Origin of the sequence: Aeromonas bivalvium, from assembly GCF_000819765.1 — a bacterium.
In the GTDB taxonomy this organism is placed as follows: domain Bacteria; phylum Pseudomonadota; class Gammaproteobacteria; order Enterobacterales; family Aeromonadaceae; genus Aeromonas; species Aeromonas bivalvium.
The window spans coordinates 90,855-106,191 of the sequence record NZ_CDBT01000047.1; the positions used below are offsets into that span (position 1 = coordinate 90,855).

Genomic DNA, 15,337 nt, shown 5'->3' on the forward strand with positions numbered 1-15,337 from the left:
ATCGTGTAAAATGGCGTCGCTTAAACGCGTTTATTTTAACATGCCTTCAGCGGCATGGGATCTGGAAGCCTAATAACGAGAAGTTGGAACGCCATGAAGAACCTAGTCATTACTCTTGCTCTGATGGTTGGCGTAACGGGGATGGCACAAGCCAAGGGCGATGCCGCTGCGGGACAAACCAAGTCGGCGGTGTGCGCTGCCTGTCATGGACCGGACGGTAATGGTCCTGCTGATATTTACCCCAAGCTTGCTGGTCAGCACGCATCATATATCAAAAAACAGTTAGTGGAACTGAAGGCTGCCGCTTCTGGCGCCACGGGGCGTGCTTCTCCCATCATGGGACCCATGGCACTGCCCTTGTCCGATCAGGACATGGATGACCTGGCGGCCTATTTCTCCGGCCAGCAGATCACGCCGGTGGCGGTGCCCGATGAGGTCGTTGCCGAAGGCAAGGCGCTCTACATGGGGGGTGACATGAGCCGGGGCCTGCCTGCGTGCGCCGCCTGCCATGGTCCCCGTGGTGTGGGTGTTGAACAGGCCAAGTATCCCAGCCTGTCCGGTCAGCATCCCGCCTACATCAAGGCGCAGCTGGAAGGTTTCCGGGCTGCGACCCGCGACAATGATCCCAATGGCATGATGCGCGATGTGGCCAAGAAGCTGACGGACCACGATATCGAAGTGTTGTCCAAGTACGTAGCCGGATTGCACTGATGGCGGTATGGCGGCCGCGTGCGTTGCCAGGCCGCATAGCGAAACAGGGAGCCTAAGGGCTCCTTTGTTTTATGGGTTGCCGCTTTGCCCCTCTCCCTGTGCGATATTTCCCATTTCGAGCGTTGGCCTCGGCTGAAAAAATCACGTCCTATCAAATAAAGTTATTATTTATTAATTGGTTATTCATTTCTTTTGTCACCATTCCCCCTCACGAGAGCGCGATCGGATTGAGTCACCTCCCGAGCTTGATAGAGTGTCGGCCAGGGAATGACTCGGGATCGGGTCAAGGGTTTGCCCGGGAGCGGGCGAGAGCAAGGATGCCGGGACAGGCTGGGATGTCTGGCAAGGGAGTGAAGCATCAGGATGATGACCTCTCGGGACGGGAGGGGCGCGGGATGCAATCGGGTCGACGTACTACAGGGAGGTCGCGCGTCGAGACAAGCAAGCACACGCATATTCAGGAATGATCCACTAAGGTCAGGACGACCCATATAAAGATATGAGGCGAGGCGCCAGGGAAGGGCGGCATCGATAAAGATGGGACTCGCACAGCATATAGAGGCAGCTTCGGCTGCCTTTTTTCTATTGGGTGATTAACCCGGGCCGGCATTTTGTGTCAAAATACCAGCAACATGCCCAGAGGGTACCGATCCTGCGCTGTTCAGTTGCCCTGCGGGGCAGCCATGATGCCGGATCCTGTGCCGCCTCGATCATTCACTGTCAGCATCTTATCCCCCGGGCGCCATGGCGCCTCGTGGCGGTTTTTATATCCAGCAATGTCCCGGAGTCATTCATGTCGGCCAAACAACCCAGTCGCAAACCCACGGGTAAGCGTAAAGAATCAGATGCCAGTGCCCAGGAAGGCCGTGAGCGCAAGCGTGCCGCCCGGCGCAAAGGTCTGAAGGCGGGGACGCGCCAGCAGGTCGCCGAGCCCAAGCGCAACAAGGGCAACAAGCAGGCACAGGATCCCCGCCTGGGATCGCGCAAGCCGGTGGCGCTGATCGTTGACGATAAACAGAGCAAGCCGCAGCCCGCCCAGGTCGCCAGGGAGAAGATCCTCAAGCTGACCCCGGAGCAGGAGCTGGCCGCCATCGAAAACGATGACCGTCTCAATGACTTCCTCGACCGTCTGGATGAGGGCGAGACCCTGAGCGCCGCCGATCAGGCCTGGGTCGACCAGCGGGTCGATCGCTATCAGGAGCTGATGGATGAACTCGGCATCATAGATGACGAGGACGAAGACGAGTCCGCCTTCCTGGCGGAGGATGCCGAGCAGACGCAGGCTCCCGCGAGCGAAGAGGATCTGTGGGATCGCTTCACCAAGGCGGATTACCAGCCGCAACAAGCAGAGCCCAAGAAAAAGTGAGCGGCGCCCTGATGCTGGCTACCCTGGCGGGTAGCCTTGTCTTGCTCGGTCTGGCCGTCTATGCCGGCATGCTGCTGGCCAGGGTACGACGCCAGACGGAGCAACAGGAGCAGGCCATCCAGGCACGCAACGAGCGCATCCTCGACAGCGTACGCGTCATCGCCCATGCGGTGCGCGATGGTCAGTGCGACTACTCGGAAGGGGCCATCCGCCTGACCAACCTGCTCAATGCCTTGCAGATCAAGGAGGGGCGTGCCTTTGCCGAGGAGTTCCCCGGTCTGTACGGCTTGTATGAGAAGGTGAAGGAGATGCCGACCCATGAGGCGCGCAAGGCGCTCAAGCGCAACGAGATCATGAAGATGGATCTCGAGCGCAGCGGCTACGAGGTCGAACTGGAGGCCCAGATCCTCAAGGATGTGGCCCTGTTGAAGGATTTTCAGCTGGGCAAGTGATCCCGGCCAACCCATGAGGAAGCAAGTGTGCGAGTCGAACCGATAGTGTGGGATCAGGCGCTGATCGAGAAGTACAACCACAGCGGCCCCCGTTATACCTCCTATCCCACCGCGCTGGAATTCAACGAGGCGTTCGGTTATCCGGATTTCGTCCGCGCCGCCGGCCAGTATCCCCAGCGCAATCTCTCGCTCTATGTGCACATCCCCTTCTGCCACAAGCTCTGCTACTACTGTGGCTGCAACAAGGTGATCACGCGCCATCAGCACAAGGCCGATCAGTATCTCGACTATCTGGAGCGGGAGATTGCCGCCCAGGCCCCCCTGTTTGCCAACCGCACCGTGACGCAGCTGCACTGGGGGGGTGGCACGCCCACCTATCTGGATGAAGCCCAGACCCGACGGCTGATGGCCATGCTGCGGCAACACTTCCACTTCGCCGAGGAGGGGGAGATCAGCATAGAGGTGGATCCGCGGGAGATCGCACTCTCCATGCTGGACGTGCTGCGGGAGCTTGGTTTCAACCGGATCAGTCTTGGCGTGCAGGACTTCAACAAGCAGGTACAGGCGGCGGTCAACCGGGAGCAGGACAACGACTTCATTCGTGCCATGCTGGAGCGGGCGCGGGAGCTGGGGTTCAGATCCACCAACCTGGACCTCATCTACGGCCTGCCGCACCAGAACCGTGACAGCTTCCACCACACCCTGGAGGAGGTGCTCAAGACGGATCCTGCCCGGCTCTCCATCTTCAACTATGCCCACCTGCCGAGCCGCTTTGCCGCCCAGCACAAGCTGAAAGAGGCGGATATGCCGGCCCCTCGGGAGAAGCTGGCCATGCTGCAGGACACCATCGCCTTCCTCACCGGCCAGGGCTACCAGTTCATCGGCATGGATCACTTCGCCAAGCCCGATGACGAGCTGGCCGTCGCCCAGCGCAACGGCACCCTGCATCGCAATTTCCAGGGCTACACCACCCAGGGGGATTGCGACCTGCTGGGGCTGGGGGTTTCCTCCATCAGCATGATGGGGGATGCCTACTCCCAGAATCAGAAGGATCTCAAGGCCTACTACGCCCAGGTGGAAACGCTGGGCCATGCCCAGTGGAAGGGGTGCACCCTCAACCGGGACGACCTGATCCGCCGGGAGGTGATAAAACGCCTCATCTGCGACTTCTCCCTGGATTTCACCGCGGTCGAGCAGGCCCATGACCTGGTGTTCGTCCAGTATTTTGCCGACGATCTCAAGCTGTTGCAGACCTTTGTCGACGATGGTCTGGTGCGCCTGACCGACACAGGCCTGACGGTGGTCGGCACGGGCCAGCTGCTCATTCGCAACATCTGCATGTGCTTCGATGTCTATCTGCGCAACGCGGCGCGGGCCCAGCAGTTCTCCCGGGTGATCTGAACCAGAGCCCTTATGCACGCAATAAAAAAACCGCCTCGGCGGTTTTTTTATTGCTGTCAGGACAAGCCCTGATGGGCTGGCTTAGCGGGCGACGGCGCTGGCGGCCAGCTCTGCCTTCTCCTGTTTGCTCAGGAAGGCCAGCTTGAGGCCATTCTCCTGGGCGCTGCGTATCTGGCTGGAGCTGAGACCGGCGGCCGGGGCGGCTACCTCGTATTCGTGGCGCAGCTCTATGCCTTCCACCGCAGGATCGTCGGTATTGAGGCAGGCGAGCACGCCATGGTCCAGGAACTGGCGGATCGGGTGGCGTTGCAGGCTCTCCACCGTGCTGGTCTGCAGGTTGGAGGTGAGGCAGGACTCGATGCCGATGCCGTGCTCGGCCAGATAATCCATCAGGCGCGGATCCTGCACCGCCTTGACCCCGTGGCCGATGCGAGTCGCCCCCAGATCGCGAATGGCCTGCCACATGCTTTCGGGACCGGCGGCCTCACCGGCATGGACGGTGACATGGAGACCGGCATCGCGTACCCGGCGAAAATGCTCGGTGAACAGCTCGCCGGGAAAGCCCAGTTCGTCACCGGCGAGATCGATGGCGACCAGCTGGTTGCCGTGGGCCAGGCAGGCCTCCAGCTCGCGGCGGCACTGCTCGGTGCCGAAGGTGCGGCTCATGATGCCGATGAGCTTGGCCTTGACGCCGAAGTCGCGGCAACCGGCCTGGACGCCGTCGATCACCGCCTCCACCACCCCTTGGGGATCCAGCTTGTGGGCCATCGCCATGTAGGCCGGGCTGAAGCGCAGCTCGGCATAGTCGATGCCGGCGTGCAGCAGGTCTTCGGCATTCTCGTAGGCGACCCGGCGGCAGGCGTCATAATCCGCCAGCACGGCCACGCCCCAGTCCAGCTTCTTGAGGAAGGCAACCAGGCTCGGCTCCTTCTCGACGATCTGCACATGGGGGCGCAGCGCCTCCAGCTCGAGCGCGGGCAGGGCTATGTTGTGCTGACGGCCGAGCTCGAGGATGGTCTGGGCCCGGATGTTGCCGTCCAGGTGACGATGGAGGTCGGTCAGGGGGAGGGATCTGTCAATCATGAGGGGTGCCTTCTTCGAGCCGATGATAGAGAAGCTAGTCATTCTAGGCGGGGATGACAAAAAAGATACCCTGTTTGAAAGCAAAGGGGCCTGGATTGCCGTCGGCGTGATGGTAAGCGTTTTTCTGGCGGGCCGGGACCAGGACCTGGGGTTGTCATGACGTTGGCTGGGGGAATGGCGGGGCCCCCTTGGGCGGGGGCCGGCCGATGCTCAGGAGAAATCGAGCTCCTTGAGTTTGCGGGTGAGGGTATTGCGGCCCCAGCCGAGCAGGCGCGCCGCTTCCTGCTTGTGGCCATGGGTATGTTCCAGCGCCGTTTCCAGCATGATCCGTTCGAACTGGGGCATGGCGTCGGCCAGTATGTCTATCTCCCCCAGGGCCAGCTTGCTGGCGACCCAGTCGCGCAGCTGCTGTTGCCAACCGCCGGCGAGGGCGGGCTGACCCGGTTCGGCGACGGTGGCGATGGGGGTCAGCAGCTCGGTGGGCAGGTCGGCGACCAGCACCTCCTGGCCCGAGGCCATGACGGTGAGCCAGCGGCAGACGTTCTCCAGCTGGCGCACGTTGCCCGGCCAGGGCAGCCGGCTGATGAAGGCCTGGGTATCCGGGTGCAGGCTCTTGGCCTCGACGTTGAGCTCCTTGGCGGCCCGCAGCAGGAAGTGGTGGGCGAGCTGGGGGATGTCCTCCCGTCGCTCCCTGAGGGCCGGAATGTGAATGCGAATGACGTTGAGGCGGTGAAACAGGTCTTCGCGAAACTCGCCGTCGGCGACCCGTTTCTCCAGATTCTGGTGGGTGGCGGCGATGATGCGCACGTCCACCTGCACCGGCTGATGGCCGCCGACCCGATAGAACTGACCGTCCGCCAGCACCCGCAACAGCCGGGTCTGCACGTCCAGCGGCATGTCGCCTATCTCGTCGAGAAACAGGGTGCCGCCATCGGCCTGCTCGAAGCGGCCGTGGCGTATGTTGTTGGCACCGGTAAAGGCGCCTTTCTCGTGACCAAACAGCTCGGATTCGATGAGATCTTTCGGGATGGCCGCCATGTTGAGGGCGATGAAGTTCTTGTGGGCCCGCGGGCTGTGGCGGTGCAGGGCATGGGCGACCAGCTCCTTGCCGGTGCCGCTCTGGCCGTTGATGAGCACAGAGATGCTGGAGCGCGACAGTCGTCCGATGGCGCGAAATACCTCCTGCATGGCGGGAGCCTCGCCGATGATCTCCGGGCTGCTGCCGGCGTCCTGCTGGCGGGCCTTGCGCTTGGTGCGCTGCTCCTTGAGGTGATTCTCGGCCCGGCGCACCAGGGTGACCGCTTCCTCGATGTCGAACGGCTTGGGCAGGTATTCGAAGGCGCCACGCTGGTAGGCGTTGACGGCGGCGTCGAGGTCGGAATGGGCGGTCATGATGATGATGGGCAGGTCCGCCTGACGACGGTGGATCTGCTCCAGCAGGCTGAGGCCATCGATGCCGGGCATGCGGATATCGGACAGGATCACATCCGGGGTGCGCGCTTCCAGGGAGTGCAGCAGGGCCTCGCCATCGGCGAAGCTCTCGCACTCGAATCCTTCGCTGCCGAGGGTGCGCTCCAGCACCCAGCGGATCGAGCTGTCGTCATCGACGATCCATACTTTTGCGGTCATGAAGATCCCTTATTTGCGAAGCGGTAGATAAACGGTGAACTCGGTGTGGCCCGGCCAGCTGATGCAGTCGATGCGGCCCTTGTGCTGATCGATCAGATTCTGGGCGATGGAGAGCCCCAGGCCTGTGCCCCCCTCCTTGCCGGTGATCATGGGGTAGAAGAGGGTGTCGCGGATGGCATCCGGGATGCCGGGGCCGTTGTCGATGATCTTGATCTCGGCCGCCAGGCGGTAGCGCTGGCCGTGGATGGTGATCTGGAACACGGTGCGGGTGCGAATGCTGATGAGGCCGGTCTGGTTGCCCAGGGCCTCGGCGGCATTGCGCACAATGTTGAGGAACGCCTGCTGCAGCTGATCCGGCTCCATCTCGAACTCGGGGATGCTGGGGTCGTAATCCCGCTCGATGCGGATCCCGCCGGGCAACTCCAGCTCCACCAGGCGGCGCACCTGCTCCAGCACCGAGTGGACATTGTGCACCTGATGGCGGCCGGGGCGCTGGGGGCCGAGCAGCCGGTCGACCAGCAGCCGCAGCCTGTCGGCCTGCTCTATGATGATGCCGGTATATTCGCGCAGCGCCGGGTTGGGCAGCTCCTTTTGCAGCAGCTGGGCGGCGCCACGCAGGCCGCCGAGGGGGTTCTTGATCTCGTGGGCCAGGCCGCGCACCAGCTCTCTGGCCGCCTGTTGCTGGGCATGTTGCTGCAGCTCCTGACTGATCTTCTTCTGCTGGTCTATCTTGCGCAGCTCCACCACGATCAACCTGTGTTCATGGTCGGCCAGCGGGCTGGCACTGAGCTCGACCAGGCGTGGCTCTCCTTCCACCACCAGGGTCACTTCGCTGTCGGTGAAGCCCTGACCCGATGCCAGGCACTGACGAAACCGGTTCAGGTCGAGGGAGATGTGCTCCAGCAGATGGGGCAGTTCCAGCCCGATCAGCCGGCGTTGACTGAGGGAGAGCAGCTGTTCTGCCGCCGGGTTGACGAACTGGATGCAGAGGCGCTCATCCATCAGGATGACGGCGGTCAGCAGGTTGTCGAGTAATGTCTTGGCTTGATCCGAGCGGACTGGCACAGGTTTCTCCCTAAAACGGTGCTACACACCGGCAATGCACCAATATAGTGCATTCAGTCTACCTGCATCGGTGCAGAGGATCACCCCTTGCGAGGCGTGGCGCTGGCGGCAGCGGCCTGATTGACTCTGGTCCTGTGCAGGTAGAAAGTCACTATCTCCGATTTAGCAAGGATCGTACCGTCTTTTGCCAGCAACTCGAGTTGCACCTTATGGGTGCCCCGATCCAGGTTCTCAAGGCGTAGCATCAGGGTGTTGCTGGCCCGGGCGCGTTCCTTGCCGTCGAGCAACAGGCGCAGGTCGAATTGGGTGGGAGGGGTGGGGGTGATGCGCGCCTCGAAGACGATGTTGCCCGTGTTGTCGCGCAGCGTGCTCTCCGCTTCGGGAGAGAGCAGGGTGATGGCCAGCTCGGCCTGTTTCAGATCGGTGCCGGTCAGGTGGTGGTAATTGGCGACCTGTACCGACTGGGGCATAGTGCCGACCAGGGGGGCGACCCGCAGGTCGATCTCCTGGCTCTTCTGGCCGGCGGGGGGGGCATTGGTGTAGTGGGTGATCCCCCGGCTATCGACCCAGGAATAGATCTTGGCGCCATGGGCGCCCAGGCTTGTCAGTAACAATAATCCGGCCAGGCAGCTGAGGTTCATTCCTCTCTCCTTGATGGGATCCCGCTTAAAGCCTAACAGAGAAAAAACCCGCCATGAGGCGGGTTTTATTATCCATTTGGTACTGACTGTGTCGATCAGACGGAGTAGTACAGCTCGAATTCCAGCGGGTGCGGGGTCATGCGCACACGGTCAACATCCTGCTGTTTCAGTTCCAGGTAGGAGTTGATGAAGTCATCGCTGAACACGCCGCCACGGGTCAGGAACTCACGGTCTGCATCCAGTGCGGCCAGGGCCTCGTCCAGAGAGCCGGCCACGGTCGGCACTTCGGCGGCTTCTTCCGGCGGCAGGTCGTACAGGTTCTTGTCCATGGCATCGCCCGGATGGATCTTGTTGATGATGCCGTCCAGACCGGCCATCAACTGGGCTGCAAAGGCCAGGTACGGGTTGGCAGCCGGATCCGGGAAGCGCACCTCGATGCGGCGGGCTTTCGGGCTCGGCACCACGGGGATGCGGATGGAGGCAGAGCGGTTGCGGGCGGAGTAGGCCAGCATGACCGGCGCTTCGTAACCCGGCACCAGACGCTTGTAGGAGTTGGTGGTCGGGTTGGCGAAGGCGTTGATGGCCTTGGCGTGCTTGATGATGCCGCCGATGTAGTGCAGTGCCATCTCGGACAGACCGCCGTACAGGTCACCCGCGAACAGGTTGACGCCGTCTTTGGCCAGGGACTGGTGGCAGTGCATGCCGGAGCCGTTGTCACCGAACATGGGTTTGGGCATGAAGGTGACGGTCTTGTTGTAGGCGTGGGCCACGTTGTGGATCACGTACTTCAGTACCTGCACTTCGTCCGCTTTCAGGGTGAGGGTGTTGAAGCGGGTGGCGATCTCGTTCTGACCGGCAGTGGCCACTTCGTGGTGGTGAGCCTCGACGACCTGGCCCATCTCTTCCAGCACCAGACACATGGCGGCGCGGATGTCCTGGGAGGAGTCAACCGGTGCAACCGGGAAGTAACCGCCCTTGACGAAGGGACGGTGACCCTTGTTGCCGTGCTCGTAGGCGGTGCCGGAGTTCCAGGCTGCTTCTTCGGATTCGATCTTGACGAAGCTGTGACCCATGGTGTTCGAGAAGGTGATGTTGTCGAACATGAAGAACTCGGGTTCCGGTCCGAACAGCACGGTATCGGCGATGCCGCTGGACTTCAGGAAGTCTTCGGCACGCTTGGCGATGGAGCGCGGATCGCGGTCGTAGCCCTGCATGGTGGCCGGTTCCAGGATGTCGCAGACGATGTTCAGGGTGGTCTCTTCGGTGAACGGATCCAGCTTGGCAGAGGCCGGATCCGGCATCAGCACCATGTCAGACTCGTTGATGCCCTTCCAGCCGCCGATGGAGGAGCCATCGAACATCTTGCCGTCTTCGAAGAAGTCTTCGTCGATCTGGTGGGAGGGAATGGAAACGTGCTGCTCTTTACCCTTGGTGTCGGTAAAGCGCAGGTCGACAAACTTGACTTCATGTTCCTGGATCAAGGCCATTACGTTCTGAGCTGACATGCTAAGTAACCTCCGGTGTTAAAACTCTTTGGGTGAATGCGTCATCAGATTCACATAAGCGAGTATCGTGCCAAGTTTGTGACAGCTTGATTTCAGGGCAGTTGCCGCATCTTGGCGTCCCAAAACCAGCTGGGTTCGTGCCGGCATGCATCATATTGGTGCATTCAGGGATCTTTTTGGTGCACCAAACCAGTGCGACGGTCACGAACTCCCATCTAAACAGGCTTGTTGCCCCGGGTCCATGATCCAGATCCACTGTCATGCGTGAATCTACTGCGATTCTGCTAGGCAGATCACAAAGGCGAGAGTACAATTAGCGCCCAATTTTACCCGGTGATTGAGGCGAGAATGTTAGAGAATTTACGCAATATTGCGATTATTGCGCACGTTGACCACGGCAAGACAACCCTGGTGGACAAGCTGCTGCAGCAGTCCGGTACTCTGGACCGCACCAGCGAAGGTCAGGAACGGATCATGGACTCCAATGATCTGGAACGGGAACGTGGCATCACCATTCTCGCCAAGAACACTGCCATCCGCTGGAACGACTACCGCATCAACATCGTAGATACCCCGGGTCACGCCGACTTCGGTGGTGAGGTTGAGCGCGTGCTCTCCATGGTTGACTCAGTGCTGCTGCTGGTCGACGCCGTTGACGGCCCCATGCCGCAAACCCGCTTCGTGACCCAGAAGGCATTTGCCCAGGGCCTGAAGCCCATCGTGGTCATCAACAAGATCGACCGTCCGGGCGCGCGCCCCGACTGGGTCATGGATCAGGTCTTCGATCTGTTCGACAACCTGGGTGCCACCGATGAGCAACTGGACTTCAAGGTTGTTTACGCCTCTGCACTGAACGGTTTTGCCACCCTGGATCCGAACGTTGAATCCGACAACATGGAACCCCTGTTCCAGGCCATCGTCGACAACGTGGAAGCGCCTGCGGCCGATGCCGACGGTGGTTTCCAGATGCAGATCTCCCAGCTGGACTACAACTCCTACGTGGGCGTCATCGGCATCGGCCGCATCACCCGCGGCCGCGTCAAGACCAACCAGCAGGTCACCATCGTCGGTGCCAACGGCAAGAACCGTACCGGCAAGGTCGGTCAGGTCCTGGGTTACCTGGGTCTGTCCCGTACCGAAGTGACCGACGCGCAAGCGGGCGACATCATCGCCATCACCGGTCTGGGCGAGCTGAAGATTTCCGACACCATCTGTGACAACAACGCCGTGGAAGCGCTGCCGCCCCTCTCCGTCGACGAGCCGACCGTGAACATGACCTTCCAGGTCAACACCTCGCCGTTCGCCGGTAAAGAAGGCAAGTTCGTCACCTCCCGCAACATCCTGGAGCGTCTGAACCAGGAACTGGTCCACAACGTGGCCCTGCGCGTGGAAGAGACCGAAGATCCGGACAAGTTCCGCGTCTCCGGCCGTGGTGAACTGCACCTCTCCATCCTGATCGAAAACATGCGTCGCGAAGGCTACGAACTGGCGGTTTCCCGTCCGGAAGTTATCCTGCGCACCGTGGATGGCGTTCTGCAAGAACCGTTCGAAACCGTTACTGTCGACGTGGAAGAAGCCCACCAGGGTTCCGTCATGGAGCAACTCGGCCTGCGTAAGGGCGAGATGACCAACATGACCCCGGATGGCAAGGGCCGTGTCCGTCTGGACTTCATGATCCCGAGCCGTGGCCTGATCGGCTTCCAGACCGAGTTCCTGACCATGACCTCAGGCACCGGTCTGCTGTACCACACCTTCGACCATTACGGTCCGCACAAGGGTGGCAGCATCGGCGAGCGTCAGAACGGCGTGCTGATCTCCAACGCTACCGGCAAGGCCCTGACCTTCGCCCTGTTCGGTCTGCAGGACCGTGGTCGCCTGTTCATCGGTCACGCGACCGAGGTATACGAAGGCCAGGTGATCGGGATCCACTCCCGTTCCAACGACCTGACCGTCAACTGCCTGAAAGGCAAGCAGCTGACCAACATGCGTGCCTCCGGTACAGACGAAGCCCAGGTGTTGACTCCGCCGATCCGCATGACCCTGGAGCAGGCTCTGGAGTTCATCGACAACGACGAGCTGGTGGAAATCACGCCCAAGGCCATCCGCATCCGTAAAAAGCTGCTGACCGAGATGGATCGCAAGCGCGCCGGTCGCGCCTGATCCCTCCCTCATCGGGCCGCTGAACCGGCCCGAATGACGGCAATCAGAGTCCGAACGCCCCAGGCGTTCGGACTTTTTTTATGGGCGATGCTTGGGAAGGGCTTAGTGCACCACGGCTCTTCATGGCCAGAAGGTGGAGGGCGTCACAGGCCGGCGCGGGCCGATCTCGGGACTCATTTCGTTCGGTATCGGGCAATCCGGGGGCTAAGCTGGCACAATAGCGTCATGATATGTTCGTCAGGAAGCCAATATGCAGCATCACCTTCGTCGCCAGCTGGCGCATGCCTCCTCCTTCTTGCGCCATGATGGCCGCCATTTTGCCCAGTTCGTCTGGGGCCGTTTTCAGCAGGACAGGCTGACCGTCACCGCCGGCTACCTGGCCTATGTCACCCTGCTCTCCCTGGTGCCCATGATCGCCGTGGTATTCGGCATGATGTCCGCCTTTCCCGTCTTCCAGAGCCTGAAACAGGCGATGGAGCAGTTCGTCTATCACAACTTCGTGCCTACCGCGGGGGAGATGCTCAAGGAGTACATCGACGGCTTCGTGGCCAACGCCACCAACACCACGGCGGTGGGCATAGGCGCCCTGGTGGTGGTGGCCCTGATGCTGATCTCGGCCATCGACAAGAACCTCAACTACATCTGGCGCTCCACCCAGAGCCGCCCCCTGGGTCAGGCCTTTGCCATGTACTGGATGATACTGACCCTGGGCCCTGTGCTCATCGGTGCCAGCATCGCCATCTCCTCCTACATCCTCTCCCTCAGGCTGTTTGCCGCGGACAGCCTGTTCGGCGTCGGTTACCTGCTGCTGCGCAGCCTGCCGTTCCTGTTTTCGGTGTTCGGCTTCCTGCTGATCTATACCGTGGTGCCCAACTGCAAGGTGCGGCTGGTGCATGCGCTGATCGGCGCCCTGGTGGCGGCCGTGCTGTTCGAGCTGGCCAAGCGCGGTTTCGCGCTCTACATCACCAACTTCCCCTCCTATCAGGCCATTTATGGTGCCCTGGCGACCATTCCGATCCTGTTCGTCTGGGTCTATCTGAGCTGGCTGGTGGTCTTGCTCGGCGCCGAGACCACCGCCTGCCTCGGGGAGTACGAGAAGCCGGGGAGCGACGAGCTGGCCTGAGCCATCTGAACCATCGCCTTGCCCCCCGTTTTATTGGTAGCATCGACGACCGCCCCTGAGGCGGTCGTTTCATTTCCAGGGTTGTCAGTCAGAGGAGCTGCGAGTGATTGCATTGATTCAGCGGGTCAGCGAGGCCAGCGTCACCGTCGAGGGGGAGGTCATCGGCGCCATCGGCCAGGGTTTGCTGGTACTGCTCGGGGTGGAGCAGGGAGATGACGAGGCCAAGGCCGACAAGTTGCTGCACAGGGTGAGCGGCTATCGCATCTTCTCCGATGCCGAGGGCAAGATGAACCTCAATGTGGGCCAGGTCGGCGGCAGCCTGCTGGTGGTTTCCCAGTTCACCCTGGCGGCAGACACAGGTCGGGGCATGCGCCCCAGCTTCTCCGGTGGCGCCCATCCTGCCGATGCGAAGCGGCTCTACGACTACTTCGTGGCCCGGGCCCGTGCCGACAATCTGCCGACACAAACCGGCCGCTTTGCCGCAGACATGAAGGTCAGCCTGCTCAACGACGGCCCGGTCACCTTCTGGTTGCAGGTCTAGTGTCGTTCAGCCTTTCCTGGCGTGGACTATCCGGTTGAGGCAGCCGGGCACGCCGCGCAGCTGCGCCGGGCCAATCCAGTGTTCGACCAGGGTCAGCACCCGGTCCAGCTCTCGGCCCGTTCTTGGCAGCAGGTTCATGATGAGCTCGCCTTCCAGCCGGGCGGCCAGGGCCTGATAGAAGTCGGGGGCGAACAGGAGCGGGGGGTTACCATCCTGACTGAATAGGTCGACCAGGATCAGGTCATGGCATCCCGGCGTCTCGATCAGGAAAGAGAGGGCATCGGCCCGATGGAGCCGCTGGCGACCGAGGGCCTCGTCTGTCATGAAAAAGTCGCGATAGAGGCCGATCACCTCGGCATCGAGATCCACGCCGTCAAATTCTGCCTCGGGCCAGCGGGCCTGCAGGTGGCGGCCCATGTCTCCGCCCCCCAGCCCCAGCTCGAGCACGTGGCTGGCCCGCTCCGGCAGCAGGGCGGCGATGGTCTGTTGATGGGGCAGGCAGAGGCGGTGAGGGGCGCTGAGGACCATGGCGGACTGCACCACACCGTCGATCTCCAGCCAGCGATGCAGCTCGTTTTGCTGTACGCAGATGCGGCGAGCCGGACTGACTCCCAGGTGCAATAACTGTTCGGCGCGATACGTCTGTAGATTGAAGTCCATGAAATTGCACGGCAAGATGGCTTTCGACCAGTGTAACTCAAGGATGTCGCTATGTACCGGGTGGTAACCCCTCAAACGGAGTCGGAGCTGGAGGCGTATTATCAACTGCGCTGGGAACTGCTGCGCAAGCCATTCAACTTCCCCCTGGGCTCGGAGCGGGACGAATACGATTCGGTTGCCATTCATCGGATGATGCTGGCCCCCGATGGTACTCCCATCGCCGTGGGGCGGCTGTTCGTCGGGGGAGACGAGGCCCAGATCCGTTTCATGGCCATGCTGCCAGAGTATCGCGGCCAGGGACTGGGGGCGCGCATGGTGGCGGATCTGGAGCAGCTCGCCTGCCAGGAGAAGGTCAAGCGCCTGGTCATGAACGCCCGCCAGGAGGCGGTGGAGTTTTATCGCAAGTGCGGCTTCCTCGAGGTGGGCGAGGGCCCCGTCTCCTTTGGCCGCATCCCCCATCGGCAGATGATCAAGTCCCTGAGCCCCTTGCAGACCATCCAGTATCGTCCCCAGTGGTGTCAGGATCTCACCACCCGCTGGTCGCGGGGCATCCCCATCAGCGAGAAGATGGGGGTGCACATCACCCACTATGACGGCCAGACCTTCCACCTCAAGGCCAACCTGGCCGCCAACCTCAACGTCCATGACACCATGTTCGCCGGCAGCATCTACAGCCAGTGCGTGCTGGCGGGTTGGGGCCTCATCTGGCTTCAACTCAAGGAGGAGGGACTGGTGGGAGACACAGTGCTGGCCCAGGGGGAGATCAAATACTACCGTCCCGTCACCGAGGAGCCGGAGGCGCGGGTCGCCCGGGAAGGCATGCCCGCCGTGCTGGCGCCACTCAAGGCGGGGCAGTCCGCCAGGTTCAGCCTCAAGATCCAGCTGTTCAGCGGCTGCCGGCTCGCCGCCGAGTTCCTCGGCCATTATGTGGTGCAACCGGTGAGGCGCGGCTAGGGCGGGGCTTGCCCTGCATGATCGACAAGGCCTCCCGCGGGAGGCC

At 61.7% G+C, this 15,337-nt stretch carries 14 protein-coding genes; 8 read left to right on the forward strand and 6 right to left on the reverse strand.

Features of this window, described 5'->3' with window-relative positions:
- Positions 1-93: 93 nt before the first annotated feature.
- The 4 genes from BN1119_RS14020 to hemN all read left to right on the forward strand — a co-directional run bounded on the left by BN1119_RS14020 (position 94) and on the right by hemN (position 3,930).
- A complete protein-coding gene (locus BN1119_RS14020; protein ID WP_041999116.1) occupies positions 94-711 on the forward strand; it encodes a c-type cytochrome in 618 nt (205 codons plus the stop codon).
- 793 nt (positions 712-1,504) lie between these two features.
- Entirely contained in the window at positions 1,505-2,077 is a 573-nt protein-coding gene (yihI, locus tag BN1119_RS14025; RefSeq protein WP_041999119.1) for a Der GTPase-activating protein YihI, read from the forward strand.
- An 11-nt stretch (positions 2,078-2,088) separates the two neighbouring features.
- Positions 2,089-2,529: a DUF2489 domain-containing protein gene (locus BN1119_RS14030; protein ID WP_041999285.1), complete on the forward strand. Its 441-nt coding sequence runs from the start codon at positions 2,089-2,091 to the stop codon at positions 2,527-2,529.
- Between the two features lie 27 nt (positions 2,530-2,556).
- Positions 2,557-3,930: an oxygen-independent coproporphyrinogen III oxidase gene (gene hemN, locus BN1119_RS14035; protein WP_041999122.1), complete on the forward strand. Its 1,374-nt coding sequence runs from the start codon at positions 2,557-2,559 to the stop codon at positions 3,928-3,930.
- 81 nt (positions 3,931-4,011) lie between these two features.
- Here hemN and add read toward each other — a convergent pair whose 3' ends face one another.
- The 5 genes from add to glnA form a co-directional block, all read right to left on the reverse strand.
- On the reverse strand, positions 4,012-5,013 hold the full coding sequence (add, locus tag BN1119_RS14040) for an adenosine deaminase (protein ID WP_041999127.1): 1,002 nt from the start codon (positions 5,011-5,013) through the stop codon (positions 4,012-4,014).
- A 210-nt stretch (positions 5,014-5,223) separates the two neighbouring features.
- A complete protein-coding gene (gene glnG / locus BN1119_RS14045) occupies positions 5,224-6,642 on the reverse strand; it encodes a nitrogen regulation protein NR(I) (protein ID WP_041999130.1) in 1,419 nt (472 codons plus the stop codon).
- Positions 6,643-6,651: 9 nt separating this feature from the next.
- Entirely contained in the window at positions 6,652-7,707 is a 1,056-nt protein-coding gene (gene glnL / locus BN1119_RS14050) for a nitrogen regulation protein NR(II) (RefSeq protein WP_041999133.1), read from the reverse strand.
- Between the two features lie 80 nt (positions 7,708-7,787).
- Complete coding sequence (locus BN1119_RS14055; RefSeq protein WP_041999136.1) at positions 7,788-8,348, reverse strand: DUF4124 domain-containing protein; 561 nt, start codon at positions 8,346-8,348, stop codon at positions 7,788-7,790.
- 95 nt (positions 8,349-8,443) lie between these two features.
- A complete protein-coding gene (gene glnA, locus BN1119_RS14060) occupies positions 8,444-9,853 on the reverse strand; it encodes a glutamate--ammonia ligase (RefSeq protein ID WP_041999139.1) in 1,410 nt (469 codons plus the stop codon).
- Positions 9,854-10,201: 348 nt separating this feature from the next.
- On the opposite strand from glnA, the gene typA reads away from it, so the two are divergent.
- The 3 genes from typA (at position 10,202) to dtd (ending at position 13,677) form a co-directional block, all read left to right on the forward strand.
- A complete protein-coding gene (typA, locus tag BN1119_RS14065) occupies positions 10,202-12,013 on the forward strand; it encodes a translational GTPase TypA (RefSeq protein WP_041999142.1) in 1,812 nt (603 codons plus the stop codon).
- A gap of 250 nt (positions 12,014-12,263) precedes the next feature.
- Positions 12,264-13,136, forward strand: coding sequence for a virulence factor BrkB family protein (locus BN1119_RS14070; protein WP_041999144.1), 873 nt, complete (start codon positions 12,264-12,266; stop codon positions 13,134-13,136).
- A 103-nt stretch (positions 13,137-13,239) separates the two neighbouring features.
- The gene (dtd, locus tag BN1119_RS14075) at positions 13,240-13,677 is read left to right on the forward strand and encodes a D-aminoacyl-tRNA deacylase (protein ID WP_041999146.1); all 438 of its coding nucleotides are present in this window, start codon (positions 13,240-13,242) and stop codon (positions 13,675-13,677) included.
- 6 nt (positions 13,678-13,683) lie between these two features.
- Here the strand turns inward: dtd and BN1119_RS14080 are convergent, their stop codons facing one another.
- Entirely contained in the window at positions 13,684-14,337 is a 654-nt protein-coding gene (locus tag BN1119_RS14080) for a spermidine synthase (RefSeq protein WP_041999288.1), read from the reverse strand.
- Positions 14,338-14,388: 51 nt separating this feature from the next.
- On the opposite strand from BN1119_RS14080, the gene BN1119_RS14085 reads away from it, so the two are divergent.
- Positions 14,389-15,291 carry a bifunctional GNAT family N-acetyltransferase/hotdog fold thioesterase gene (locus tag BN1119_RS14085; RefSeq protein WP_041999149.1) on the forward strand — a complete coding sequence of 301 codons (903 nt, stop codon included), beginning with the start codon at positions 14,389-14,391 and terminating at the stop codon, positions 15,289-15,291.
- Positions 15,292-15,337 lie beyond the last annotated feature (46 nt).

What these genes read in the sequence shown, in the direction of transcription:
- BN1119_RS14020 (WP_041999116.1), top strand. Translation starts at nt 94, where the DNA reads ATGAAGAACCTAGTCATTACTCTTGCTCTGATGGTTGGCGTAACGGGG.
- yihI (WP_041999119.1), top strand. Translation starts at nt 1,505, where the DNA reads ATGTCGGCCAAACAACCCAGTCGCAAACCCACGGGTAAGCGTAAAGAA.
- BN1119_RS14030 (WP_041999285.1), top strand. Translation starts at nt 2,089, where the DNA reads ATGCTGGCTACCCTGGCGGGTAGCCTTGTCTTGCTCGGTCTGGCCGTC.
- add (WP_041999127.1), bottom strand. Translation starts at nt 5,013, where the DNA reads ATGATTGACAGATCCCTCCCCCTGACCGACCTCCATCGTCACCTGGAC.
- glnG (WP_041999130.1), bottom strand. Translation starts at nt 6,642, where the DNA reads ATGACCGCAAAAGTATGGATCGTCGATGACGACAGCTCGATCCGCTGG.
- BN1119_RS14055 (WP_041999136.1), bottom strand. Translation starts at nt 8,348, where the DNA reads ATGAACCTCAGCTGCCTGGCCGGATTATTGTTACTGACAAGCCTGGGC.
- glnA (WP_041999139.1), bottom strand. Translation starts at nt 9,853, where the DNA reads ATGTCAGCTCAGAACGTAATGGCCTTGATCCAGGAACATGAAGTCAAG.
- typA (WP_041999142.1), top strand. Translation starts at nt 10,202, where the DNA reads ATGTTAGAGAATTTACGCAATATTGCGATTATTGCGCACGTTGACCAC.
- BN1119_RS14070 (WP_041999144.1), top strand. Translation starts at nt 12,264, where the DNA reads ATGCAGCATCACCTTCGTCGCCAGCTGGCGCATGCCTCCTCCTTCTTG.
- BN1119_RS14080 (WP_041999288.1), bottom strand. Translation starts at nt 14,337, where the DNA reads ATGGACTTCAATCTACAGACGTATCGCGCCGAACAGTTATTGCACCTG.
- BN1119_RS14085 (WP_041999149.1), top strand. Translation starts at nt 14,389, where the DNA reads ATGTACCGGGTGGTAACCCCTCAAACGGAGTCGGAGCTGGAGGCGTAT.